The organism is Endozoicomonas sp., from assembly GCF_965196975.1.
Lineage (GTDB): Bacteria > Pseudomonadota > Gammaproteobacteria > Pseudomonadales > Endozoicomonadaceae > Endozoicomonas.
Genome location: NZ_OZ239981.1, coordinates 2,026,123 through 2,048,354, shown reverse-complemented (window position 1 = coordinate 2,048,354; position 22,232 = coordinate 2,026,123). Strand labels below are relative to the sequence as shown.

Here is a 22,232-nt window from a genome sequence, read left to right as displayed (position 1 = left end):
AGTGCTCTATTTTCACAGCTACTATGGGAACACCACTCATAATAGTTAACTGTCATGCCCGCTTCTGTTATTTCCAGCTCTACCAAAAGCATCGTTTTGCAAATTGAAGTTTCTATAGATTCAGGCAACATGCTGAATCTTGAAGATAGTTTACAGCGTGCACTCAATGAAGCCGGGCAGCTTGGAACAAAAGAGTTATTGGGGCTATTTGAATCACCCAATAAAGAACCTATCGTCGTTAATCAGCAGAAGTGGAACTACAAAGGAAAGGTTCTTAAGCACTATGAAACCTTATACGGTCGTATACCTTTGGAGCGCTCCGTATATCAGGGTGTCAGAGGTGGCAGTACTCTGGCAGCACTTGATCTTCGTGCCGGTATTATTGGTTCAGCTACCCCCAAATTTGCCAAGTCTATCGCCTGGAAATACAGCCAGATGCCAGCGCCTGCGGTAAAAGAAGATTTTGAGACCAACCATCAAAGGACGCTTTCAAATTCTTATATCAAGCATTTATCGGACAGAGTAGGTGCATTAATTGAAGACCAGCAAGACACTCACTACCACCTTCCTCCACTAAAAGAGCCTGTTGAAACAATAGCCATTGGTCTGGATGGAACCTGCATGCTGCTTTGTGAAGAAGGCTGGAGGGAAGCCATGTGTGGGACATTGAGCCTATATTCTGCAGATGGAGACAGGCTCCACACGATATATACAGCCAGTTCGCCAGAGTATGGTAAACAAAGCTTTATGAGCAAGCTCGACGAGGAGATTGCAGATCTAAAACGACTCTACCCAAATGCCACATACATCGGGGTAGCTGACGGGGCTAGAGAAAACTGGAGTTATTTGAAACAACATACCTCTGGGCAGATACTCGATTTTTATCATGCATCTGAATATTTAGCTGGAGCAGCGGAAGCACTGTTTCCAACCAGTAAGGCGAAGCGACACCAGTGGCTTGAAGACAGGCTACATAGTTTGAAAAACAAGCGTGGAGCAGCCAAAAAAATCCTTCAGGAAATTGAATCAGCCGAGCTCCCGAAAAAGACAATCGCACTGACAGAGAAGCGCTACAAAGCTGTGAGCTATTTTACAAACAATCACCAGTTAATGAATTATCATCAGGCGCTTAAACGCCATTGGCCAATAGGTTCAGGAGTTACTGAAGCGGCTTGTAAGACTCTGGTAAAGCAACGATTATGTGGTTCTGGAATGAGGTGGAAAGCAACAGGAGCGGAAGTGCTTTTGACAACAAGAGCACTGATCCAGAGTAAGGGGCGCTGGGAACAACTTTGGTCTGAGTTCATGACTGGAAAGGTTGAAGCTAACCTATGAGTCAGTTATCAAATTGAGAGAGCACCCGCTAAGAGCTAAGAGTGCTTAACTGTCCTCAAATATTCCGACAATGGTGTATAAAATCAATACATGCAGAATACCTGCGAGGGTGATATTACCGTAGCGATGATGCTTTTTAAGAAGTGGGCATAAGGGTCGATATATAAGGCAGTATTTCTATGACTGGACGCTATCGACATGGCCATGGCTCCTCCACTAAAGACCATTCTCTACGCTGAAGATGATGAAGATATTCGCAGTATTGTGGAGATATCCCTTCAGAATTTCTCTGACCTAAAGCTGATAGTCTGCAATGGTGGAACAGACGCGTTAAAAATGGCGGATAGCGGTACGCCTGATATGGTGCTGCTGGATGTTATGATGCCGGATGTTGATGGACTTACTGTCCTGAAATCACTCAAGCAGCGGGAAGACTATCAGAACGTGCCCATTGTGTTGATGACTGCCAAGGTTCAAAAATATGAAGTTGAACAGTTTAAGGCTCTTGGTGCTGTTGATGTGATTGTAAAGCCTTTTGACCCACTGACACTGTCTAATCAATTGACTGCTATCTGGAGCCAGTATCATGAGGGCGATCACCCTTTATGATTGTCCATCATGAAAATAAAAAATAGTGGGATCAAAATATTTCTGTTCACGTTGTTGCTGGTGTTGTCCAGTCTGATTCTATATAGCACTAATTATTATGTTCAGCTGATGGCTGAACACTCCAATAACGAATTTGAAAGCTTCCGAGAGAAGTCCATCAGAGCGTCTTTCACCATTCAAAATCACATTGATAAAGAAGTGGAAAGCCTGTTTCAGATGAGGGATGTGTATCGACTGAAGGGACGGAATTTAACACGGTATGAGTTCAACATGATTGCCCGGACAATTATGTCGAGAACGCAGGGAATTCAGGCATTAGAGTGGATTCCCCATGTTCAGCAAAAGCAGAGAGTCATGTATGAACAGCAAGCTCGGGATGAAGGTATTGAGGGGTTTTCTTTTAAGGCTATTTATGAAGACGGTGCGGTTAGGACTTCACCTGAAAAATCAGAATATTACCCTGTCTATTATGTGGAGCCTCTTTCAGGTAACGAGAAGGCGCTTGGGGTTGATTTGTCGTCAAGCCAACCCAGAATAAAAGCCCTATTAAAAAGTCTTTAGGTTAATAGTGTAGTAGCGAGTGAGGGCGTTAAGCTTGTACAGGAAGGAAAAGACTATAATGGGATTCTGCTTTTCTTGCCCATTGGTAATCTCAATAATGGAAATCAGGAAAGCTTTCTAATTGGTGTCTTTAAAATCAAAGATATGATTTCCAGTGCGTTTGCCGACAGTGTGCATCCGGACCTGATTATTCATGTTTATGATCTTAACGATGAAGATAACCTCTATCCTCTTGCCTCCATTGTTGAGTCAGAACATAGCTCCACATTACCGACTATTGAGGAGCTGACAGATGTTAATAGCTTATTAAATGTATCTACGATCGATATTGCCGGCCGGCAGTGGGCTTTAGTCATCAAGCCTGTGAATCCAATTGAGTATAAGGATTCTGAATACTTTGCCTGGCTGGTTTCCCTGTTATTGCTGGCAGTAATGTTGTTGGTAGCCATGTATTTATATTCGCAAATACGACATGCCAGTAAAAACAAAGAAGCTCATCTCCAATACCTGTCATTGAGTGAGAAACTTCAGGCGATTTTGAATAACACCGTTGATGGCATTATTACCATAAATCACCGTGGCGTTATTCAGTCGGTCAATAAAGCCGCTCTGGATATGTTTGGCTATTCCAGTGAGGAAATGATTGGTAATAATGTTAACATGATCACGCCTGAGCCTATCAGATCTGAGCACGACTCTTATATTAAAAATTACCTTGATGGAAAGCCACCAAAAGTGATTGGTTCTGGCCGTGATATTGAAGGCGTTAGAAAAGATGGAGTGAAGATACCGCTTCGATTGGGTGTGAGTAAGGCCAAGGTCAATGATGAAGTGGTTTTCATCGGGCTGCTTCATGACATATCAGAAAGAAAAAATAATGAGCGGATCAAGGATGAATTTATTTCAACGGTTAACCATGAATTGCGGACTCCTCTGACCTCAATTTTAGGGAGTATTCAGTTAATCAGTAAAGTTGCTTCAGATCAGCTGGATAAGAATACAAAAAAATTACTGAAGATATCCGAGAATAATTCCCGGCGTATTATCAGGATTGTCAATGATATCCTCGATCTACAGAAAATTAACTCTGGAGATATGACTTTTGATTTTGTTGATATAGATCTTGTCGCATTATCCAGAAAGAGTATGGAAGAATGTCAGCCCTATGCGGTGCAGCACGGGGTAACACTGGATATTGTAGAACCGACGGAAGGTATTCATGTGAACGCTGATAAATTGCGGATTGCACAGGTCATTACTAATTTTCTTTCCAATGCCGTCAAGTTTTCGCCCGAAAACACCCGGGTTTTGGTGCGTATTGAGCTTGCGACGGAAAGTAAATCAGTTGTTCTTTCAGTTGAGGACGAAGGGCCTGGTATATCCCGTGAGTTTCAAGACAAGATATTCCAGCCATTTACTCAGGCTGAGTCTCATATGACCAGGAAAACGTCGGGAACTGGTTTAGGGCTGAGTATCTCTAAATCCATTATTGAAAAACATAACGGCAGGATTGGCGTGAAAAATCGCGCAGAAGTGGGAGCTTGTTTTTATTTTATCTTGCCATTGTCTGAACAATAACCGTCGATGTGTTGATATAACTATTATCTGGCATTCCCTTTAAAGCTGACACTGCCCTTCAAGCGTGTGGGTGACTCAGAGTCCTCACAGGCCTTTTCAATAATCGTGATCAGGCCAAGAATTAATGCAGTTATCCGTGAGGAATCACTATCTGAAAGGGCAAATGTCTCGCTTTTGGGTGCAATGGTTTTCAGGAAGTTGGTGAGTATCTGAGCTGAACTGGAGATATCATTGAAACCATAAGTTTTACCAGACCCACACAGGTCATTGACCAGAATACAAAGATCATCCAGATGATCGGAAGAAAACTGTTTTTTCTCTTCAAGCCTGTCGAGGTGCTTATTCAGCAAATCAATGCTGGTATGAAGATTTTCCAGATATTCTTCCTGTAGCCCGCTGAACTGATTCATGTAAGCGTCATTGCGACTTTTATGGAAGCGAGTCCAGAGGGATTCAATCATATTGGCAAGTTCAGTGGGCTCAAAAGGTTTAGCGATGACACCATGAATGCCCAGCTGTTCAAACTCGGCTAGATCGTCACTGTGAACCTTTGATGTCAGGAAAAAATAAGGAAGGTCTCGATACTCAGGTAAAGCCTGTAACTTTTTCATGACGGTAGGGCCATCCATGCCAGGCATCATAACATCAAGAATAACCAGCTGTGGATTAAGTTTTGAAGCGTTGTTGAGCGCTGTTTCACCGCAATCGAAAGGGGTTACCTGATAATTATTGAGCACTGTCAATGTCATATTGAGCAGTGCCCGGATGTGGTAGCTATCTTCAACCAGCAGAATTCTGTCGAGTTTTGGGATTTCCATCTGCCCATATTCCTGATCAGGGTATTCTTATAATTTCTCGGCAGAATGGTCTGATTATTTATCGGGACTAGAAGCAGTTGGTAGGTCTTGGCAGTCCGGCAATTCGGGCTGCCACTCTGGCTGGACTTTCAGGAAAAAGTTTCATTAGATAGAGGCTGTTACCTTTGTCTTTTCCAAGGGTATTGGCAATGTGTTTAACAAACGGGCGTTGATTTGGGGCCAGCTCATATTGTTGATAGAACGCTCGCAGCGCATAAATGACTTCCCAGTGCGCTTCTGTGAGCACAACACCCTCAAGTGCCGCCAGCTCCATGGCAACATCGGTACTCCATTCGTCAAGGTTGGCCAGATAGCCATCGTTGTCGAGATTCAGGGGCATTGCTTATTCCAATACTAAAGTGAACAGGAGAGGATTTTACACTGGAGCTCTGGTTATAGACAGTGGCTCCAGCATATCTTGCTATTTAGAGGGGTTGTAGTATTCCGGATGGTTTAGTGCGATTGCGGCTTTTCCAGCGACAGTTTTTGGAAAACTGGGTTCTGAGATATTCAGCCTGATCCGGGAGGATTCGCTGACTGTTTACCAGCGCAAGGTATTCAGCAGCATTGGGACGATAGGGCAGGGCAATCAGTGACATTTCAGTATTTTCGAGCAGTTTGTCACCTTTGAACTGATTACAGCGCCGACAGGCGGCAACCACGTTCATCCAGTCATCAATACCGCCCCTGGATTTAGGTAGAATATGATCGCGGGTCAGCTCTCTTCGTTTGAAGAAGTGGCCACAATACATGCATTGAAAATTGTCTCTTTCAAACAGTGAGTAGTTGGTAAGGGCAGGGTTATTTCGGCAGGGGAAAAGGCGTTTACCACCACAGGCAACGATGCTTGGAAGCTCGATGATCGTTCGATCTTCGAGCCATCGGTTGTAGCCACCATGGATTCGGTAAATTACGTCACCCAGACTCCAGCGAACCAGCTCTCTTGAGTAAAGGCATACTGTTTCCTGCCAGGTCAGCCACTCAACAGGCTGGCCGGCTGTATTCAACCGCAGAATATACACGACAGAGGCTCCCATTTATCAATCCCTGATAAAGGTCAACCTTGCAGGCCCCCCACGGCTCATGATCAACGTATTGGCTGAGCAGAGCATTCTCTGATTGGGTTGGCCGCTTCGACCATGAAGGCCGAACGGTTAATCATTTTATCGGCTCTATTATTCTGATTTTTATCCACTTCAGGCTACCACATTCATTTGCCAATAAGAAACCCAACACAACTATTATAGCTTGATCCAGATACTCTGACCTTTCGTACAGATTGAAAAAGTTTACAAGTAATCAATCTTTTACCATGCGGGTTTCTGACTAATCTTGACTTGAGGAACCGACAGTAAGTGAGTATGAAAGCCACTGTTTTTTATGATGGGTCATGTCCTATCTGCCTGCGTGCACTCGCCCGATGGAGGCACAAGCCCTTCACCTGTGAGATTGAGTGGTTTGATATTACTGGTAAGGATGAAACATTGCTGGCCAGGGGCATCTGCCCGAATAAAGCACTGGAACAACTGCACATTCTTTGTGATGACGGAACCGTTCTCACCAGTATGAGCAGCTATGGTTTCCTGTTATGTCATCTGGCTCGCTGGCGTTGGTTGGGTATCCTGATCACATTACCCGGGATCAGACAGGTTCTGACCTGGGGGTACGATGCCATCACTCGACGGAGATTGAAGCGGGAAGGGCGTTATTGCAAGACAAAACGTTGAGTATTCGTGGCATTAACGAAAGGCAGAATAACCGGAGGTCTGAGTGGATCGCTTTCAACGACTCATGTGCTGGCTTGCCTGGCTGGGGATAACGCCTTTTATCATTTCACTGTCATTATCCATCAGGGATCAGTCTTTGTTTGGTGCCAGTGGAGAGCATCTTTTCATCATCTATTCCATCATCATCTGCAGCTTCATGGCTGGCTCTTTATGGGGGCAGGCTGTCTACAGTGAGAATCGCTCAAGAAGTATCATTAAAGTGCTGGCAAGTAATGCAATTGCACTTTGGGTATTTGGAGGCCTTCTGGCTGGGCTCGCCGATCGTCAAATGCTGGTGTTTCTTTCCATTGGCTATCTGGCAACCCTGATCATTGAGTGCGTTCATACTGAACCGCTACCCGATGGACGTGTTAAGTCCTATCTTTCCATGAGGGCAATCGTTACCCTTGTGGTATTTATATTGCACTGTTTTCTCTATGCATCCCTGAACATTACGTAGAAAGGAAAGTCTTAATTTACTGAAGGAGACAGTCAATGGATCAACACATCGACATTCAAAAATGTCTTTTGGCATTTGCCCAGATATTGGAGAAGGGAGAGCGGGTATCTGATGGTTATCTTCTGGAAGGCATTACCGCAAGCTCAATGGATGATGGCTATACCGTTAGGATGGGTAGTCGAGATTGCCAGTTGACGATCTATTTTCACAATAAATTTGGTATTGAATCACCCAGCCAGAAAAGTATGGATTCTTTTATTAAACAGCTCTACCGGATTGCTGAACAATAAATGGCCATTTCACTTGCTCGATTTCACTGATAGCTAAGTTCACCGGGGCGATTTGATTATTTTCCTGATTGTGTTTTTCTATTATGTGGAGAATTAATCAATAGCATGTTCACCCTTGAAAAACACCGGGGAGTCGGTCAGTGAAAAAAATCAAACTGGGAAGCAGTGAGCTGCAGGTGACTGAGGTCTGTCTTGGATCCATGACCTGGGGGCAACAGAACTCGCTTAATGAAGCGTTTGAGCAGATAGACTATGCCCTGGAGCAGGGAGTTAACTTTATTGATACCGCAGAAATGTACCCGGTTCCTCCTAATGAAGAGACCAGCGGTGAAACGGAACGTGTCATAGGTGAATGGATTCGGGCCAACCCGGGAAAACGTGACAATGTGGTGATCGCGACGAAAATTGCCGGTGTGGGTCTGCCATGGATACGAGATGGCAGTCCAATCAGTGGTAAAAGTATCAAAGAGGCCGTAGACGGCTCGTTGAAGCGCCTGAAAACAGACTGTATTGATCTTTATCAGCTGCACTGGCCAAACCGGATCTCTCCCCATTTTGCCAAACATTGGCCGGGCATGGTTCCCCATACTCAAGTGGATCGTGCGCAGCAGGAAGCGGAAATGCTGGATATTCTTCATGGGCTGGATGACTGCATTAAAGCAGGCAAGATTCGCTATTGTGGGCTGTCAGATGATACCCCCTGGGGTATTGGGGAGTATGTCCGCCTGAGCGAAAAATATGATCTGCCCAGAATGGTCTCGATTCAAAATGAGTTTAATTTGATTCATGCCAAGGATTCTCCTTATCTACTGGAATCCTGCGTTTTGAATGACATTGCTTATCTTCCCTGGTCTCCACTGGGAGGTGGTGTGTTATCCGGGAAATACCGACATGGTCAGATTCCGGCTGGCTCAAGATGGTCCGTCAAGCAGAGAAATGGCCATTTCCGAAATACTGCAATGACGCATAAGGCAATTGAGGGCTACCATGCTGTAGCAGAACGCCATGGGCTTTCCCTGGTACAGATGGCACTGGCCTGGGTGTATCAAACGGAAGGTGTGACCTCGACGATCATTGGAGCAAGCTCGCTGGCGCAGCTAAAAGAGAATATTGATGCGTATCATCTGACACTCTCAAAAGAGGTGCTGGACGATATCAATACGGTCTTCCGTCAATATCCGGTTCCCTTCTGACGGGAGTGATTAAGAAAAAATGCCTCCAGCCAGCAATGTTCAGGCATAAGAATATTCTGGCTGTTTTCTACCTGATTCCACCGTCCTCATGTCCCAGAAGACTTACTGACCAAAGAGCTTCTTTTTTACCTGATCAAGGCTGACATCGAGAGGCGTTCTGGTTCGTCTTGGTCGTTGTAGCAGCTCTCCACTGCAATTTGGGCAAATAAAGTCATGATGATCCGAGCAAGTGGAACAAAATGTACACTCAAAAGAACAAATAAACGCCAGATCGGTTTCATTGGTTTTAGCTTGACACTGCTGGCAGTGCTTTTTCATCTTGAGCATGCGACATCCCTGATTAGCTGTTATTCCTGGCATCATGCTACCACCGATGTCAGTGAATATCGAAACAGGATGCCCTTGAGCCATTACAATACTCCATAGTTCGTAGTAACTCAGGGAATGGAGGGGGGCTTCTCATTATTTTCCCTGTATGGCGTAAAAACAGAATGCCCCGTATTAAAATGCTCAATATATTTATTAACATTGGGCCGAACCCATAACCATAAGCTGGTGATGGTAGGGACTTCATCTTTAACGTCACAGTAGCCATTCCAGGATGAGATCGACTCATCCGGCCATTTAACGGTAAAAGAAAGGGTGCTTGCAGTTGCCGGAAATCCGTTGGACGCCATCTGCTGGCGGGTATTACCAGCATAGCCTGTCCCGGTATGAGGACCATCCTGGAATAGGCTGTCTGGTGACTTGAAGTTACCTGTGAGCTGGCCCGTAACAGGGTTAATCTCTTGAATGTCCAATTTGGCACCAGACTGGCTTATCCAGGTGCCTGTTGGATCATCGCAGTCCTGTGCAATAACGAAAGAGGTGAGAAATACGCTGGGAATGGCAACGATCAAAACGCTTTTTATCTTCATTACAGCTTGCCACTTGATCGAATGTGTCTGGGATTTTTATAGTTGAATCCCACTAAAAGGCAAACCGGTGCGTTTGATAGGAAACCTCTGGTTGTTAAAACTGGCGGTTTTCCAACAGTTCTTGCAGTGCAGTAGGCAGAAAAGTTCGGGCTTTTCTGGTGATCAGCTGTTCATTCCTTTGCCAGAGAATACCCAGATAGATGATGGTTAATCCAATGGCGGTAAGAGCGATAGGAAACAACCAGCTATCCTGGAAAACATCGTAAGCCAGGTGGGCAAGATAGCCACAGCAGCCTATGGCGCCAAATACCACAAAAACACGGCGGGTCAGGAGAACACCAACACCAATCATCACAAGGTTGATGCAAAGATAAATGAACTTTCCCAGCTCGCTGTTTGAGTCCTGCATCGACAGGCCACCCCAGAAGGCAATAACGCCAAAGAGATAAAGCCAGAACGCATAGTCTGCTTTTGCATGGGATCGGATATCTACCCAGAAGGCGAGCCCAATCATTAACAACCCCGTATAAAGGGAGACCAGCGAACGCAGCTCCCAGTCAACGTCCCCGCCGGAAATCATGGCAGAGATATCCATCGTCATGTACCAGAGCGTGGCGGCAATGGGCATAACCATAAATGGGTACTTGAACTTCCAGGCCAGAGAAATACCAACGGCTAAGGTCCCCAGCTCCATGTACAACCAGTGCCATTGAATATAACGATGATAATCCCTGTATACGCTGTCATCCGGCCAGAGTCCAAGCGCCTGTTGCAGGCCATAAATGAATAATGGGGTTAACGCAATGACAAAGGTGGCACAGATACCGGCTGGGACAACGAGCCCCCTGTTATTGAAGGAATACGTGATTTTCAGTCCGATAGCGGCATAAATCAGGGATATGGCAACAATACCGGTACCACCAAAAGACTCCCACCCAAGGTTCATGAACAGCGTCATGGCACCAATGGCGATTAAGCCTCCCAGGTAATAAAGTACATGAGTGAAGTCGAATCGTGGCTCGTTGCCAGGGTGGCTTTTCAGGAATTCAAAGAGCGAATCTGCTTGTTCTGCAGAAATAATACGCTGCTGTACCGCATCTTCCAGTTTTGTTCTGGTCAGCTTCAAACGGGAGTCTCCTTTGTTTCAGCCCGGTTTGCCTGATTGTTATTGTCTCAGGAGCAGTAGCCTTTCAACTTTTCCCGGTCACCTCACTATAACAATATACGCCATGTGCGACTTTTAGGTTTGCATAAGGAGACATGACTGATCCTGCTTTCTGCTATTAAAAGCAGTAGAAAGCAAAGAAGGTTTCAGTCATGCCCGTTGAAGAGTTTATCACTACAGTCTACTGCTTGATCGACGATTTGGTAAAAGAGCTTTTTCCTGTACCACTGCGACTTCGAGGGTTTCCACCAAAGCTCACTGATAGTGAAGCGATCACCATGGAAGTTGTCGGTGAATGGCTTGGGCATCATAAGGACACTGAGATTTGGAAGTATTTTACCCGACACTGGCGACACCTGTTTCCTGACATTCCTTCACGCTCGGCATTTGTCAAACAGGCCGCCAACTTATGGCATGTGAAACAACGACTGCAAATTCGTATAGTCCAGATGATGCATGCAGATAATGCAGATATCCATTTAATCGATGGTTTTCCGATTGATGTTGTCGTCAGAACCCGTGCACCACAGAGCCGTATCTTTAAAGCTGAGGCTGGTTATGGTTACTGCGCTTCCAAGGACAAGAAGTTCTATGGCTTTCAGGGGCATTTGCTGGTTGAAGCACGAGGGATTCCTGTGGGTTTTACTCTGACCGCAGCGAACGTAGATGAGCGTGATGCAGCCTATGACATGCTCGAGACCATTTCTGGCCTCTTGCTTGGCGATAAGGGCTATATAAGGCCTGAGTTTAAAGCTGATTGTCAGGAATTAGGTATTGATCTTCAGACGCCACTGAGAAAAAACATGCAAGATGAACGTCCGAAGTCGTTTGTAAAGCTGGTATTACGGGTACGACGGAGAATAGAAACAGTGATAGGTCAATTGACAGAGCGCTTTGAAATAGAAAAGTGCCATTGTCGAGATAGATGGCATATGACATCACGTATCGCTCGGAAGTTACTGGCACATAATATTGGTTCTTATCTGAATATAATTGCTGGTCGTCCTGCAATACAGTTTGAGAACCTTATTTCCGAAGATTAAAAAACGGAAAGCAAATAATTGCGTGATTTTGAAGATACAACTTGGACTTACCATCATGCTAGCCCGGATATTTCATAAACGTGCTCCCGTTCTCGCTTGTCCTTTGCCGCCCTAAGGGAGTTTTGCTCGGTCGACCGTACTCCCCGGTACGGCACTCCCTCACAAAATCCCTTAGGGCGACAAAGTCCTGCCCGAGATTCGGGGCAGTTTATGAAATATCCGGGCTAGTAATTTGAGATAGTTTCAGACAAAGTCGCACATCGCGTAACAATATCTTACCTATACTGTACTCGCCAATATCAGCGGTTTGGAAGAACATTAACATGACCACACAGGTGACCGGGGAAGCACTGGCTCCCTTCAAGCAACTGATTCATGAAATGGGTCAGGCATTTAAAGAAAAAGACATCAGTAAGGCAATGGCTAAATTCGTTGTGGATGAGGATATCTGCAGCTTTGGCTTTTATGCGGATATCGACAATAAGTCGGAGCTGGAACGTCACTGGAAAGACTATTTCAAGGATCATGAGTCTGCATCAAAAAGCGAAGAGCACTATACCGTATATGTCTATGGAACCGCAGCCTGTCTCTGCCTGACTCACAAAGCAGAGGGCAGCGGTGAGCCCATGAAACGGTTAACTCTTTTTCTGGAAAACCATAACGGCGCCTGGTTGATTCGCCACCGGCATCACTCATTCGTCCCAGCTGGCTGAAAGTTTTCAGCAGAAGGGGCTGGCTAACAATGGGAATACATGAAATTTACTCCTTTCCCATTGTCCCTATTTCTTGTGTTTGTGCTTCGACCTGATCCAGCTCTTCTCTGGACAAAGGACCATAGAAACGTGGGTAGTCCCAACCAAACCCCCATCGAAATGGTGTGGGCCATAATGGGCTACCACCCAGTCGAACACCGGCATACATCACAGCACCAATCCAGGGGTGTCCTGCGTCACGGACACACTGACGTAATATCTGGTCTGAATACTGTCGTTGGTTCGAGGTGCCACCTTTCCAGTAGGCCAGGTCGTGCCCGACACAGCAGTGCAACCATCGATCAGGTTCGGCATAAGAGCCATCAGGAAATAAGCTGCAGCCATCACTGGCAAACGGTTTTAACTCACTGGCTGTTGCCGAGTATGAGAAAAAAAACAGTAATGACAGTAACAGCGACTTTCCATAGGTCATTCTATTAAGCCTTGATTGTCTTCAGGGGCTGCTTGGGCAGAATATCGCTCTGGATCAAGGGTGTACATTCTGAATACAAAGACGGTTGACAGAGTGAACCCTATAGAGCTGAGAATGCCTGAAACAAAAGTGAATACAGGGCCAGCAAGACCGAGCAGGTTAAGAAAGGACTCCAGCAGTAATAATGGAATAACAATCGCCACAGGAATAAGTATTAGCCCACCCAGCAGTTGCCACTGTTCCTTGCGACTGTTTTGCCAGCTGTCCCATAAAGCTTCATAACCACTTTTGTTGTGGAGAAGACAGTAAAATTCGGCAAAAGCCAATCTGCCCATCACCATCAGGCCGGGAATAATCAGCAATAGAAATCCGGTGGCTATGGCAAGTGAAGACAGGATATAGACGGCCATCAATGGTAGCCAGTATTTCAGAGCCCGTTGATAGCAGGTTTTAACAGGAAGATATTCATCCGTCAGTACGGAAGCCAGAGAGAGGATCAGCGCACCCTGGTAAACAGGCATCAGCAGTAGCCCGACACCAGAGGACAGCCATAAAATGGAATCATCGCCCTTCTGATAAAGCGCGTCACAGATGCCATAGAATATTTCCAGCGGAATAATAACCGGCAGTACCACAGCACAGATGCTGCGAAGGTTGGTTTTGAAGAAAAAGAGTGACTCTTTCAATACTTCGTTAATTGGTTTCATCATTGTTATTCAGTGGAGTCTTCGTTTTTTGCCTGTCCTTAGGCTCTTTAGTGCATCATACCGGTGAGAAGAGGCCAACTCACCTGTTAAATGGATCATGATTACCAGACATACTCCAGTGGCTGGTGGGGTTCCGCCGGGAGTTCAATGCGAATGCTGTCTTCTGGCATCACCTTTCCGCCAGCAACAACAATGCCCATAACACCGGTTTTGCGGATCACCTTGCCATCCTCGTCTCGATCAATCACGGCCTTAAGCAGGCCTTTCTGAAAATGATCGATCTGCACACAGGGGTTACGCAAAGCGGTCAGCTCAATAACGACACTGTTTCCAATGAATAGGCGGGTGCCAGTGGGCAGGCCGAGCAGATTGATGCCCCGGGTATTGATATTCTCACCCAGTTCTCCAGCCTTCACGGTAAAGCCTTTTTCCAGTAACTCGTCAAACAGCTCGGTCTCAATCAGGTGTACCTGACGCAGGTTAGGGCGTGATGGGTCCTTCTTTAACAGGTAGAGGTGCTTGATGGTTTTGCCAGCATGGGCATCACCTTCCACCCCCACACCTTCGATCAGAGTAATGGATGGCTGGTTCTGTTTACTGAAATTGTGTTCAGCACTGCGACTGACAGCGGTGACAATGGCGTCCAAAAGTGACTGCTCCGTGTTGATCGTTTTATGTTTAAAAAAACGGCTTCAGCTTATGGCTTTGCATTCTACAAATAGAAAATTCGGGTTCCTGGACAGATGCTCGTAAGACTCCGGTGAGACCTCTTTCATGGCTTCAGCTGGGCAGCCCTCACTCAGGTTGGCAACACACAGGCCTGCATGGGCAATAGCCGTAAACAGCTCAGTCAGGGAACGTCGGTAAAACTGAACCTGAACCGGGTGACCAATGGTGTCCCACTCTTCAACAATCAATTCACGGGAGAAGTAGTTGCCAGAGGGAGACACTTCAAAGTCAACAATGGGATGATGGGTTGAAAAGAAAAATGAACCACCCGGTTTCAGTACCCGCCGGGCATCAGTAAAGAGAGGCGTCAGATCTTCAATGTAATGAATGGTCAGTGGGCAGACGATCAGGTCGTAGGATGCATCCTGCTCATTCGGAAGGCCATGGCTTAAATCCGCCACATAAGCAGTAACCTCATCACCAAACCGTTTCTGAACGATCTGCACCATTTCCGGAGAAATATCGCTGGCGGTAACACGGGCACCCTGACTGAGAAAGTGCTCCACATAGGCGCCTGGCCCACAACCCAGGTCAAGAATCGTCTTTTCCTCTAACTCAGGCAGCATGGCCAGCATGGATGGGCGCTCAAGCAGTGCATTATAAACATTATCGGTAATCGCCTTTGCATACTCATTGGCGTACTGGCTGTACATGGGAGCGCTCATAACAAACTCATAATGGTTTAATGGCTTGAAATAATATCGCCAATAAAAAAGCGGGAGAATGGGGGAATTTACGGTTGTTGAAGTAAAGGGGTGTCTATGAATGATGATGATCTGTTCACCACAAAGGCACAGAGACACCAAGAGAAAAGAATATCTTTTCTTCGTGTCTCTGTGCCTTTGTGGTCAATAAAGAGTCGTAAGACGAAGTCACCCTACTGATGGCCATCAATTAATTCCGGTCGATCGTAATGGATAACTGGTACTGGAAGGTTTCATTCCTTCGGGCAAAGGCCCTGGGCATCAGAACCCGCAGGGTATACTCATCATTGGTCAGTACAGTAAATGGCTGGTTATTTTCAAGAGCTGCTTCAACCGGCGCAACAATGATGACATCCAGTGCTGGTGTATTGATATCAATGGTCAGCCGGTCATTTCTGGCCAGTTTCAGGGCATAATCGTGGTAGGCATAACCTGATATTTTTCCTTCATGAATAATCTGATAATCACCCTGTTGCTGATTGAGTGTACAACCAGAGAGCACAAACAGCAGTAATAAACCAGAAAGTGTTCTGCACAAACCCATACTATTCCAGTACCTCAACACCCAATATCTCAGTTTGCTTTAATGGACGATTATAGACGTGTGGGAACAGCTCACCGGATTTCGCAGGTTCCCACTTCAGTGCATCACCAAAGTCTGCTGCAGCAAACTCCACGATATAGAGCGGCTTTATTCCCTTGAAAAACCGGTCAATGACTCCGTTGTATTGCTCTCTGGTTGAAAGGTGAATAAAACCATCTTCAAGGTCATCTTGTGAACCGGTAAATTCACCGTCATTGTCCAGTGCTGACCATTGTGCTTTTGTCAGTACTTTATAAACTGCATCACTCATATCCAGTCCTGATGATAAACAAAAGAGCCAATTGGCAAGAATAGGGCAAAGATAGCTGCTCTTCGCAAGTGACGTTATGTCTCTGCAGTAATAACTACTGAGTGCTTCCGCAGATCCTGGCCATCAGGTAGACATCCTCATAACGACCATTACGGAAAGCATAATCCCTGGCAGTACCTTCAATCTCAAAACCGAATTTTTTATAAAGGGCTATGCCTGCCGCGTTATCCGTATACACTTCCAGCTCGATTCGGCGAATGGCCATCCAATTCTCGGCCAGATCAATAACGGCTTCCAGCAGCTGACTGCCAATTCCCTGTCCCTGGGCATCCGTGCGCACTGCCATGCCGACATTGGCCACATGTCGGCGACGAGGATTGCTAAAGACCTCCATCCCGATCTGTCCCAGCACCTGATCCTGATCAATGGCTACCAGGCTGATGAAATTCGGGTTCTCCTTGTCTAGAAAATTCTGCCATTTTTCCAGGGAAGGGTAAGGCAGTTGCAAGGTATTGCTGTATGCTCCTTTTTCGGCATAGAGAACTCGAATTTGTGGGATATCATGAACTTTGCTGTGTCGGATTTGAATGGTCATTAACGGTTCTGAAGTTTATCGTTTATAAGAGAGCGCCACTGTTCAAAATTTTACGGTATAGTCAGTGGCATAACCATGTCCTTGATTAACAGTGGCTGTCTATGTACATCTTAATGTGCTCAGTCAGCCATTGATTGCACCCGAATATTGGTAAATCTCCACTCTCTTTTTCGCTTCGAAGCCGAGGTAGAAATCTTCTGGGCAATATCCAACTCTGCCAGATATATCGACCGGGTTTTTAGCCATATCTGGCCATTGGTACCGGTGTAATTACAGTCAATGTACAGTGCGTTGCCACTGAACAGGGGGTTGTACTCACTGGCTGGGAAAGCATCACCGGTGCTGCAGCGTAACCCTTCCTCATAACTACCCACCTGATGGCTGTCTACCGTATATCGGAATGTGTATTCGGTATTCTCACTGATTTTCCCGACGCTGCTGCTGGTCTCTGAGAAAGAAGTGATGGTTTTGGGTGGCTCCATTCTTTCCCTCGACGTGATCAAATCGTGATATATCAGGTCGAAAAGACCGTAATAGCCCAGGGTGTACTCTGAGAGGAAATGTATGTCGTTATTCACGTCTTTTATGACCGCTCGGGTCAGACCATTATCCAGCACATAGACGGTTTCTTCTTTAGCAAATGCGCTTTCTTTGCCATCCTCGATATTGATCATGGTTTTCTCAATATCCACCGTCCGGATCACGCGCCCCTCAGTCAGTTCCCCAAGCGCCTGTTGGACTTCCTGAGGAATATTGTGCACGGATAGGTTGTCCTGCATATAACGGTCATCGTTAGCCAATACATCCTTTACCAGCGGCTGTTGTGCCGCGCACCCTGACAGTAATACCGCACAAGCGACCAGAGCACATTGTTTATTCATTGTTATTAGTCTCAATAAGATATTCTAAGAAAAAGTAGATTGGATCATACGGTGAATGGATAAAAACTCAGAGTATTTGCTGGTTATTTACTCTATTTTTTTAACCACAAAGACAAAAGCTTAAAAGTTTTTCTTTGTGCCTCTGTGTCTTTGTGGTTAAAAAATGATCTCGCAGACGCCCTCAACCCCTTAACCACTCGGCGCTTTCCTGCCATGCCTGTCGGTTCATGCTTTTTTTGAAAAAACCAAAGTGGTCAATGGACTTCATCTGGTAATCCCTGGGATTCAGGATTTTTACATGGCTGTCCGCATTACTGAACAGACTCTGAAGCTGATAAACTGCGGTGGGTGGGGCAAAACGTCGATCGTCGGCCATACCATAAAAGCGCATCTTCCCGGTAAACCCCCGGAACCCCTCCCGTAATGGCCGTCCATCAAGATCAGCTATATACGCTTTCTTGCGACCAAAACGGCTCCAGTCACGGGCAACCTGTCGGGGGAGATACTCTGCCCCCAGCACCCATTTGGGCAAACCGCCCGTCAGGGTATAGAACAATGGCAGCACACCAAAGAAAAACGCGATGGTTAATGGCCGGTCTTTCAAGGGCCAGTGCTTCCAGTAAATATGCTGTGATGCGATGTTTAAAAATGGGTGTGATTTTTAGCTACACAAAAAATGAACAATCTGATGCTGAATCTTTCATCAAAGCCCTGGTTTTTATAAATAAGCTGAGGGGAAATGACTTCGTTGGCAAAGATAATATATTTAATCGTCTGGAAAAAAACTGGTTGAAAACAGAGCAAACTAAAAAAGAATTTTACTTGGATTTTATGCTGAATGCAGCAACATCTGGTCAAACCAACCCACAAGAACATCGTGATGTTATAGAAGCTTTAAAGGCGTTTGATTTAGTAGATTCTTTCATGGCTGATGAGTGCATAAACAGCATTCCTCCTGCCCCAGTTTCCGCTCGAGATACAGCTCATACTTCTGCACTCGTTCCTACTTATGCTCATGCCCCAGCTCCAGCAATGACTACAGTTCAAGGAGCAGCAGGTTTTTCCCGTGAGGAAGCAGCACCCAGAAGACCGTCGATGAGAGGACAAACGAATCAGGCCTCGCTGTCCAGTCGGCTATCGCGCATGAGCTTGGATGGCGATAATCCCAGACCATTCCAGCGTCGGGATTTGCATATTCCCGCTTCACCCAGACCTAACCTGACACATGACGATGCAGCGTATTGGCATGAGTTTGGGAAAATGTCTCGAATAGGTACTCCGTGTGATACTCATGCCAGACTCTATTTGGGGGGACTGAGTAATGATGAAGGTTATCCTCATGACTTGAGTGATTGTGACTTGATCATTAATCTATCAGGAGAGGACTATCGGGCTGAAAACCGGGTTAAAACCTCTGATGATCATGTCCACCGTGTTTCTGTCAATGATGATCCACGTTCCTGGGATCAGCTGCTGCGCGCCCTTCCAAAGATAAGGGGCAAGTTACAAAACGCAATTTCTCAACAACAAAAAATCTATGTGCATTGTCTTAATGGGCAATCACGAAGTGTTGCTGTGTTAATATGGTTTTTTTGTAAAGAGTACGGCTGTACTTTCAGTGAGGCAAAGGCACTGATTCAGGACAAACGCCCAGTTCTGAAATGCAAATTTGAACAACAGCTAATGAGCTTATTTCCCGGGTGATTTACCGGGGTTTAAGTGTTAACAGTACTCCTGACGGGTGCTCTCTCTGAATGATTGAAACAATAGTGCTCTATTTTCACAGCTACTATGGGAACACCACTCATAATAGTTAACTGTCATGCCCGCTTCTGTTATTTCCAGCTCTACCAAAAGCATCGTTTTGCAAATTGAAGTTTCTATAGATTCAGGCAACATGCTGAATCTTGAAGATAGTTTACAGCGTGCACTCAATGAAGCCGGGCAGCTTGGAACAAAAGAGTTATTGGGGCTATTTGAATCACCCAATAAAGAACCTATCGTCGTTAATCAGCAGAAGTGGAACTACAAAGGAAAGGTTCTTAAGCACTATGAAACCTTATACGGTCGTATACCTTTGGAGCGCTCCGTATATCAGGGTGTCAGAGGTGGCAGTACTCTGGCAGCACTTGATCTTCGTGCCGGTATTATTGGTTCAGCTACCCCCAAATTTGCCAAGTCTATCGCCTGGAAATACAGCCAGATGCCAGCGCCTGCGGTAAAAGAAGATTTTGAGACCAACCATCAAAGGACGCTTTCAAATTCTTATATCAAGCATTTATCGGACAGAGTAGGTGCATTAATTGAAGACCAGCAAGACACTCACTACCACCTTCCTCCACTAAAAGAGCCTGTTGAAACAATAGCCATTGGTCTGGATGGAACCTGCATGCTGCTTTGTGAAGAAGGCTGGAGGGAAGCCATGTGTGGGACATTGAGCCTATATTCTGCAGATGGAGACAGGCTCCACACGATATATACAGCCAGTTCGCCAGAGTATGGTAAACAAAGCTTTATGAGCAAGCTCGACGAGGAGATTGCAGATCTAAAACGACTCTACCCAAATGCCACATACATCGGGGTAGCTGACGGGGCTAGAGAAAACTGGAGTTATTTGAAACAACATACCTCTGGGCAGATACTCGATTTTTATCATGCATCTGAATATTTAGCTGGAGCAGCGGAAGCACTGTTTCCAACCAGTAAGGCGAAGCGACACCAGTGGCTTGAAGACAGGCTACATAGTTTGAAAAACAAGCGTGGAGCAGCCAAAAAAATCCTTCAGGAAATTGAATCAGCCGAGCTCCCGAAAAAGACAATCGCACTGACAGAGAAGCGCTACAAAGCTGTGAGCTATTTTACAAACAATCACCAGTTAATGAATTATCATCAGGCGCTTAAACGCCATTGGCCAATAGGTTCAGGAGTTACTGAAGCGGCTTGTAAGACTCTGGTAAAGCAACGATTATGTGGTTCTGGAATGAGGTGGAAAGCAACAGGAGCGGAAGTGCTTTTGACAACAAGAGCACTGATCCAGAGTAAGGGGCGCTGGGAACAACTTTGGTCTGAGTTCATGACTGGAAAGGTTGAAGCTAACCTATGAGTCAGTTATCAAATTGAGAGAGCACCCCTCCTGACCATTTCAGGGAAGGAGACGACAAACGATAACATTAATGCTGTACTGGTTATTTTGCAGGTGCATTAAATTAACGGGGCAGGTCTGAACTTCTATAATTCATTACATGTCCCATTCTTTTCATTGAGACATATTTTTTAACGCATGATTCAGCATTGATTTATCCAGTGCTTTTATACGTTATCTGTTACTTCACTGACAATGCCTTTCCATCGGCTTGGTTCAAGTTATTTTGAACCTGCATGGTTATACCCTATGGAGGGTGCTCTCTCTGAATGATTGAAACAATAGTGCTCTATTTTCACAGCTACTATGGGAACACCACTCATAATAGTTAACTGTCATGCCCGCTTCTGTTATTTCCAGCTCTACCAAAAGCATCGTTTTGCAAATTGAAGTTTCTATAGATTCAGGCAACATGCTGAATCTTGAAGATAGTTTACAGCGTGCACTCAATGAAGCCGGGCAGCTTGGAACAAAAGAGTTATTGGGGCTATTTGAATCACCCAATAAAGAACCTATCGTCGTTAATCAGCAGAAGTGGAACTACAAAGGAAAGGTTCTTAAGCACTATGAAACCTTATACGGTCGTATACCTTTGGAGCGCTCCGTATATCAGGGTGTCAGAGGTGGCAGTACTCTGGCAGCACTTGATCTTCGTGCCGGTATTATTGGTTCAGCTACCCCCAAATTTGCCAAGTCTATCGCCTGGAAATACAGCCAGATGCCAGCGCCTGCGGTAAAAGAAGATTTTGAGACCAACCATCAAAGGACGCTTTCAAATTCTTATATCAAGCATTTATCGGACAGAGTAGGTGCATTAATTGAAGACCAGCAAGACACTCACTACCACCTTCCTCCACTAAAAGAGCCTGTTGAAACAATAGCCATTGGTCTGGATGGAACCTGCATGCTGCTTTGTGAAGAAGGCTGGAGGGAAGCCATGTGTGGGACATTGAGCCTATATTCTGCAGATGGAGACAGGCTCCACACGATATATACAGCCAGTTCGCCAGAGTATGGTAAACAAAGCTTTATGAGCAAGCTCGACGAGGAGATTGCAGATCTAAAACGACTCTACCCAAATGCCACATACATCGGGGTAGCTGACGGGGCTAGAGAAAACTGGAGTTATTTGAAACAACATACCTCTGGGCAGATACTCGATTTTTATCATGCATCTGAATATTTAGCTGGAGCAGCGGAAGCACTGTTTCCAACCAGTAAGGCGAAGCGACACCAGTGGCTTGAAGACAGGCTACATAGTTTGAAAAACAAGCGTGGAGCAGCCAAAAAAATCCTTCAGGAAATTGAATCAGCCGAGCTCCCGAAAAAGACAATCGCACTGACAGAGAAGCGCTACAAAGCTGTGAGCTATTTTACAAACAATCACCAGTTAATGAATTATCATCAGGCGCTTAAACGCCATTGGCCAATAGGTTCAGGAGTTACTGAAGCGGCTTGTAAGACTCTGGTAAAGCAACGATTATGTGGTTCTGGAATGAGGTGGAAAGCAACAGGAGCGGAAGTGCTTTTGACAACAAGAGCACTGATCCAGAGTAAGGGGCGCTGGGAACAACTTTGGTCTGAGTTCATGACTGGAAAGGTTGAAGCTAACCTATGAGTCAGTTATCAAATTGAGAGAGCACCCCCTATGGACTGGCAGC

At 45.6% G+C, this 22,232-nt stretch carries 28 protein-coding genes; 13 read left to right on the top strand and 15 right to left on the bottom strand.

Annotation, left to right across the window (positions count from 1 at the left end; genetic code table 11):
* Positions 1-54 precede the first annotated feature (54 nt).
* From ACOCLE_RS09115 to ACOCLE_RS09100, 4 genes are all read left to right on the top strand, one after another.
* Entirely contained in the window at positions 55-1,335 is a 1,281-nt protein-coding gene (locus ACOCLE_RS09115) for an ISKra4 family transposase (protein ID WP_419532972.1), read from the top strand.
* A 198-nt stretch (positions 1,336-1,533) separates the two neighbouring features.
* Positions 1,534-1,944, top strand: a complete 411-nt coding sequence (locus tag ACOCLE_RS09110; protein ID WP_419536437.1) for a response regulator — start codon at positions 1,534-1,536, stop codon at positions 1,942-1,944.
* Positions 1,945-1,953: 9 nt separating this feature from the next.
* Complete coding sequence (locus ACOCLE_RS09105) at positions 1,954-2,505, top strand: CHASE domain-containing protein (RefSeq protein WP_419536436.1); 552 nt, start codon at positions 1,954-1,956, stop codon at positions 2,503-2,505.
* A 75-nt stretch (positions 2,506-2,580) separates the two neighbouring features.
* Positions 2,581-4,083: an ATP-binding protein gene (locus ACOCLE_RS09100; protein ID WP_419536435.1), complete on the top strand. Its 1,503-nt coding sequence runs from the start codon at positions 2,581-2,583 to the stop codon at positions 4,081-4,083.
* 23 nt (positions 4,084-4,106) lie between these two features.
* Here the strand turns inward: ACOCLE_RS09100 and ACOCLE_RS09095 are convergent, their stop codons facing one another.
* The 3 genes from ACOCLE_RS09095 to ACOCLE_RS09085 form a co-directional block, all read right to left on the bottom strand.
* Positions 4,107-4,901 carry a response regulator gene (locus ACOCLE_RS09095; RefSeq protein ID WP_419536434.1) on the bottom strand — a complete coding sequence of 265 codons (795 nt, stop codon included), beginning with the start codon at positions 4,899-4,901 and terminating at the stop codon, positions 4,107-4,109.
* 67 nt (positions 4,902-4,968) lie between these two features.
* The gene (locus tag ACOCLE_RS09090; RefSeq protein ID WP_419536433.1) at positions 4,969-5,280 is read right to left on the bottom strand and encodes a TusE/DsrC/DsvC family sulfur relay protein; all 312 of its coding nucleotides are present in this window, start codon (positions 5,278-5,280) and stop codon (positions 4,969-4,971) included.
* 85 nt (positions 5,281-5,365) lie between these two features.
* On the bottom strand, positions 5,366-5,977 hold the full coding sequence (locus ACOCLE_RS09085) for an HNH endonuclease (RefSeq protein ID WP_419536432.1): 612 nt from the start codon (positions 5,975-5,977) through the stop codon (positions 5,366-5,368).
* 324 nt (positions 5,978-6,301) lie between these two features.
* Between ACOCLE_RS09085 and ACOCLE_RS09080 the strand changes: the two genes are divergently transcribed.
* The 4 genes from ACOCLE_RS09080 to ACOCLE_RS09065 all read left to right on the top strand — a co-directional run bounded on the left by ACOCLE_RS09080 (position 6,302) and on the right by ACOCLE_RS09065 (position 8,649).
* Positions 6,302-6,667, top strand: a complete 366-nt coding sequence (locus ACOCLE_RS09080) for a thiol-disulfide oxidoreductase DCC family protein (protein ID WP_419536431.1) — start codon at positions 6,302-6,304, stop codon at positions 6,665-6,667.
* Positions 6,668-6,710: 43 nt separating this feature from the next.
* Positions 6,711-7,166 carry a DUF3429 domain-containing protein gene (locus tag ACOCLE_RS09075; protein WP_419536430.1) on the top strand — a complete coding sequence of 152 codons (456 nt, stop codon included), beginning with the start codon at positions 6,711-6,713 and terminating at the stop codon, positions 7,164-7,166.
* A gap of 35 nt (positions 7,167-7,201) precedes the next feature.
* A complete protein-coding gene (locus ACOCLE_RS09070) occupies positions 7,202-7,456 on the top strand; it encodes a DUF3081 family protein (RefSeq protein ID WP_419536429.1) in 255 nt (84 codons plus the stop codon).
* A 140-nt stretch (positions 7,457-7,596) separates the two neighbouring features.
* Entirely contained in the window at positions 7,597-8,649 is a 1,053-nt protein-coding gene (locus tag ACOCLE_RS09065; protein ID WP_419536428.1) for an aldo/keto reductase, read from the top strand.
* 102 nt (positions 8,650-8,751) lie between these two features.
* Here the strand turns inward: ACOCLE_RS09065 and ACOCLE_RS09060 are convergent, their stop codons facing one another.
* From ACOCLE_RS09060 to ACOCLE_RS09050, 3 genes are all read right to left on the bottom strand, one after another.
* Positions 8,752-9,060, bottom strand: coding sequence for a DUF1272 domain-containing protein (locus ACOCLE_RS09060; RefSeq protein WP_419536427.1), 309 nt, complete (start codon positions 9,058-9,060; stop codon positions 8,752-8,754).
* Between the two features lie 26 nt (positions 9,061-9,086).
* Positions 9,087-9,566, bottom strand: coding sequence for an avidin/streptavidin family protein (locus ACOCLE_RS09055; RefSeq protein ID WP_419536426.1), 480 nt, complete (start codon positions 9,564-9,566; stop codon positions 9,087-9,089).
* A 94-nt stretch (positions 9,567-9,660) separates the two neighbouring features.
* Positions 9,661-10,692, bottom strand: a complete 1,032-nt coding sequence (locus tag ACOCLE_RS09050) for a DUF2157 domain-containing protein (RefSeq protein ID WP_419536425.1) — start codon at positions 10,690-10,692, stop codon at positions 9,661-9,663.
* A gap of 191 nt (positions 10,693-10,883) precedes the next feature.
* Here ACOCLE_RS09050 and ACOCLE_RS09045 point away from each other — a divergent pair, with 191 nt between their 5' ends.
* Both ACOCLE_RS09045 and ACOCLE_RS09040 read left to right on the top strand, forming a co-directional pair.
* Positions 10,884-11,774, top strand: coding sequence for an IS982 family transposase (locus ACOCLE_RS09045; protein ID WP_419533099.1), 891 nt, complete (start codon positions 10,884-10,886; stop codon positions 11,772-11,774).
* Positions 11,775-12,097: 323 nt separating this feature from the next.
* A complete protein-coding gene (locus tag ACOCLE_RS09040) occupies positions 12,098-12,487 on the top strand; it encodes a nuclear transport factor 2 family protein (RefSeq protein WP_419536424.1) in 390 nt (129 codons plus the stop codon).
* Between the two features lie 46 nt (positions 12,488-12,533).
* Here ACOCLE_RS09040 and ACOCLE_RS09035 read toward each other — a convergent pair whose 3' ends face one another.
* From ACOCLE_RS09035 to ACOCLE_RS08995, 9 genes are all read right to left on the bottom strand, one after another.
* On the bottom strand, positions 12,534-12,959 hold the full coding sequence (locus ACOCLE_RS09035; protein WP_419536423.1) for a hypothetical protein: 426 nt from the start codon (positions 12,957-12,959) through the stop codon (positions 12,534-12,536).
* On the bottom strand, positions 12,956-13,666 hold the full coding sequence (locus ACOCLE_RS09030; protein ID WP_419536422.1) for a hypothetical protein: 711 nt from the start codon (positions 13,664-13,666) through the stop codon (positions 12,956-12,958). Before ACOCLE_RS09030 ends, ACOCLE_RS09035 begins: the two co-directional genes overlap by 4 nt.
* 101 nt (positions 13,667-13,767) lie before the next feature.
* Positions 13,768-14,313 (bottom strand): MOSC domain-containing protein, encoded by a 546-nt coding sequence (locus ACOCLE_RS09025; RefSeq protein ID WP_419536421.1) that lies wholly within the window; start codon positions 14,311-14,313, stop codon positions 13,768-13,770.
* Positions 14,314-14,358: 45 nt separating this feature from the next.
* Positions 14,359-15,060 (bottom strand): class I SAM-dependent methyltransferase, encoded by a 702-nt coding sequence (locus tag ACOCLE_RS09020; RefSeq protein WP_419536420.1) that lies wholly within the window; start codon positions 15,058-15,060, stop codon positions 14,359-14,361.
* A 229-nt stretch (positions 15,061-15,289) separates the two neighbouring features.
* Positions 15,290-15,637, bottom strand: coding sequence for a hypothetical protein (locus ACOCLE_RS09015; RefSeq protein WP_419536419.1), 348 nt, complete (start codon positions 15,635-15,637; stop codon positions 15,290-15,292).
* Positions 15,638-15,644: 7 nt separating this feature from the next.
* A complete protein-coding gene (locus ACOCLE_RS09010) occupies positions 15,645-15,953 on the bottom strand; it encodes a DUF952 domain-containing protein (protein ID WP_419536418.1) in 309 nt (102 codons plus the stop codon).
* Between the two features lie 94 nt (positions 15,954-16,047).
* Positions 16,048-16,548 (bottom strand): GNAT family N-acetyltransferase, encoded by a 501-nt coding sequence (locus ACOCLE_RS09005; RefSeq protein WP_419536417.1) that lies wholly within the window; start codon positions 16,546-16,548, stop codon positions 16,048-16,050.
* Between the two features lie 119 nt (positions 16,549-16,667).
* Positions 16,668-17,429 (bottom strand): hypothetical protein, encoded by a 762-nt coding sequence (locus ACOCLE_RS09000; protein WP_419536416.1) that lies wholly within the window; start codon positions 17,427-17,429, stop codon positions 16,668-16,670.
* Between the two features lie 181 nt (positions 17,430-17,610).
* Positions 17,611-18,033 (bottom strand): hypothetical protein, encoded by a 423-nt coding sequence (locus ACOCLE_RS08995; RefSeq protein ID WP_419536415.1) that lies wholly within the window; start codon positions 18,031-18,033, stop codon positions 17,611-17,613.
* Between ACOCLE_RS08995 and ACOCLE_RS08990 the strand changes: the two genes are divergently transcribed.
* From ACOCLE_RS08990 to ACOCLE_RS08980, 3 genes are all read left to right on the top strand, one after another.
* Positions 18,018-19,133, top strand: a complete 1,116-nt coding sequence (locus tag ACOCLE_RS08990; RefSeq protein WP_419536414.1) for a dual specificity protein phosphatase family protein — start codon at positions 18,018-18,020, stop codon at positions 19,131-19,133. The genes ACOCLE_RS08995 and ACOCLE_RS08990 overlap by 16 nt on opposite strands.
* A 118-nt stretch (positions 19,134-19,251) precedes the next feature.
* Complete coding sequence (locus tag ACOCLE_RS08985) at positions 19,252-20,532, top strand: ISKra4 family transposase (protein WP_419532972.1); 1,281 nt, start codon at positions 19,252-19,254, stop codon at positions 20,530-20,532.
* Positions 20,533-20,908: 376 nt separating this feature from the next.
* Positions 20,909-22,189: an ISKra4 family transposase gene (locus ACOCLE_RS08980; protein WP_419532972.1), complete on the top strand. Its 1,281-nt coding sequence runs from the start codon at positions 20,909-20,911 to the stop codon at positions 22,187-22,189.
* Positions 22,190-22,232: the final 43 nt, after the last annotated feature.

Coding starts and splice junctions, on each gene's coding strand:
- ACOCLE_RS09115 (WP_419532972.1), top strand. CDS start 55: ATGCCCGCTTCTGTTATTTCCAGCTCTACCAAAAGCATCGTTTTGCAA.
- ACOCLE_RS09110 (WP_419536437.1), top strand. CDS start 1,534: ATGGCCATGGCTCCTCCACTAAAGACCATTCTCTACGCTGAAGATGAT.
- ACOCLE_RS09105 (WP_419536436.1), top strand. CDS start 1,954: ATGAAAATAAAAAATAGTGGGATCAAAATATTTCTGTTCACGTTGTTG.
- ACOCLE_RS09095 (WP_419536434.1), bottom strand. CDS start 4,901: ATGGAAATCCCAAAACTCGACAGAATTCTGCTGGTTGAAGATAGCTAC.
- ACOCLE_RS09090 (WP_419536433.1), bottom strand. CDS start 5,280: ATGCCCCTGAATCTCGACAACGATGGCTATCTGGCCAACCTTGACGAA.
- ACOCLE_RS09085 (WP_419536432.1), bottom strand. CDS start 5,977: ATGGGAGCCTCTGTCGTGTATATTCTGCGGTTGAATACAGCCGGCCAG.
- ACOCLE_RS09080 (WP_419536431.1), top strand. CDS start 6,302: ATGAAAGCCACTGTTTTTTATGATGGGTCATGTCCTATCTGCCTGCGT.
- ACOCLE_RS09070 (WP_419536429.1), top strand. CDS start 7,202: ATGGATCAACACATCGACATTCAAAAATGTCTTTTGGCATTTGCCCAG.
- ACOCLE_RS09060 (WP_419536427.1), bottom strand. CDS start 9,060: ATGGCTCAAGGGCATCCTGTTTCGATATTCACTGACATCGGTGGTAGC.
- ACOCLE_RS09055 (WP_419536426.1), bottom strand. CDS start 9,566: ATGAAGATAAAAAGCGTTTTGATCGTTGCCATTCCCAGCGTATTTCTC.
- ACOCLE_RS09045 (WP_419533099.1), top strand. CDS start 10,884: ATGCCCGTTGAAGAGTTTATCACTACAGTCTACTGCTTGATCGACGAT.
- ACOCLE_RS09040 (WP_419536424.1), top strand. CDS start 12,098: ATGACCACACAGGTGACCGGGGAAGCACTGGCTCCCTTCAAGCAACTG.
- ACOCLE_RS09035 (WP_419536423.1), bottom strand. CDS start 12,959: ATGACCTATGGAAAGTCGCTGTTACTGTCATTACTGTTTTTTTTCTCA.
- ACOCLE_RS09030 (WP_419536422.1), bottom strand. CDS start 13,666: ATGAAACCAATTAACGAAGTATTGAAAGAGTCACTCTTTTTCTTCAAA.
- ACOCLE_RS09020 (WP_419536420.1), bottom strand. CDS start 15,060: ATGAGCGCTCCCATGTACAGCCAGTACGCCAATGAGTATGCAAAGGCG.
- ACOCLE_RS09010 (WP_419536418.1), bottom strand. CDS start 15,953: ATGAGTGATGCAGTTTATAAAGTACTGACAAAAGCACAATGGTCAGCA.
- ACOCLE_RS09005 (WP_419536417.1), bottom strand. CDS start 16,548: ATGACCATTCAAATCCGACACAGCAAAGTTCATGATATCCCACAAATT.
- ACOCLE_RS09000 (WP_419536416.1), bottom strand. CDS start 17,429: ATGAATAAACAATGTGCTCTGGTCGCTTGTGCGGTATTACTGTCAGGG.
- ACOCLE_RS08990 (WP_419536414.1), top strand. CDS start 18,018: ATGGCCGGTCTTTCAAGGGCCAGTGCTTCCAGTAAATATGCTGTGATG.
- ACOCLE_RS08985 (WP_419532972.1), top strand. CDS start 19,252: ATGCCCGCTTCTGTTATTTCCAGCTCTACCAAAAGCATCGTTTTGCAA.
- ACOCLE_RS08980 (WP_419532972.1), top strand. CDS start 20,909: ATGCCCGCTTCTGTTATTTCCAGCTCTACCAAAAGCATCGTTTTGCAA.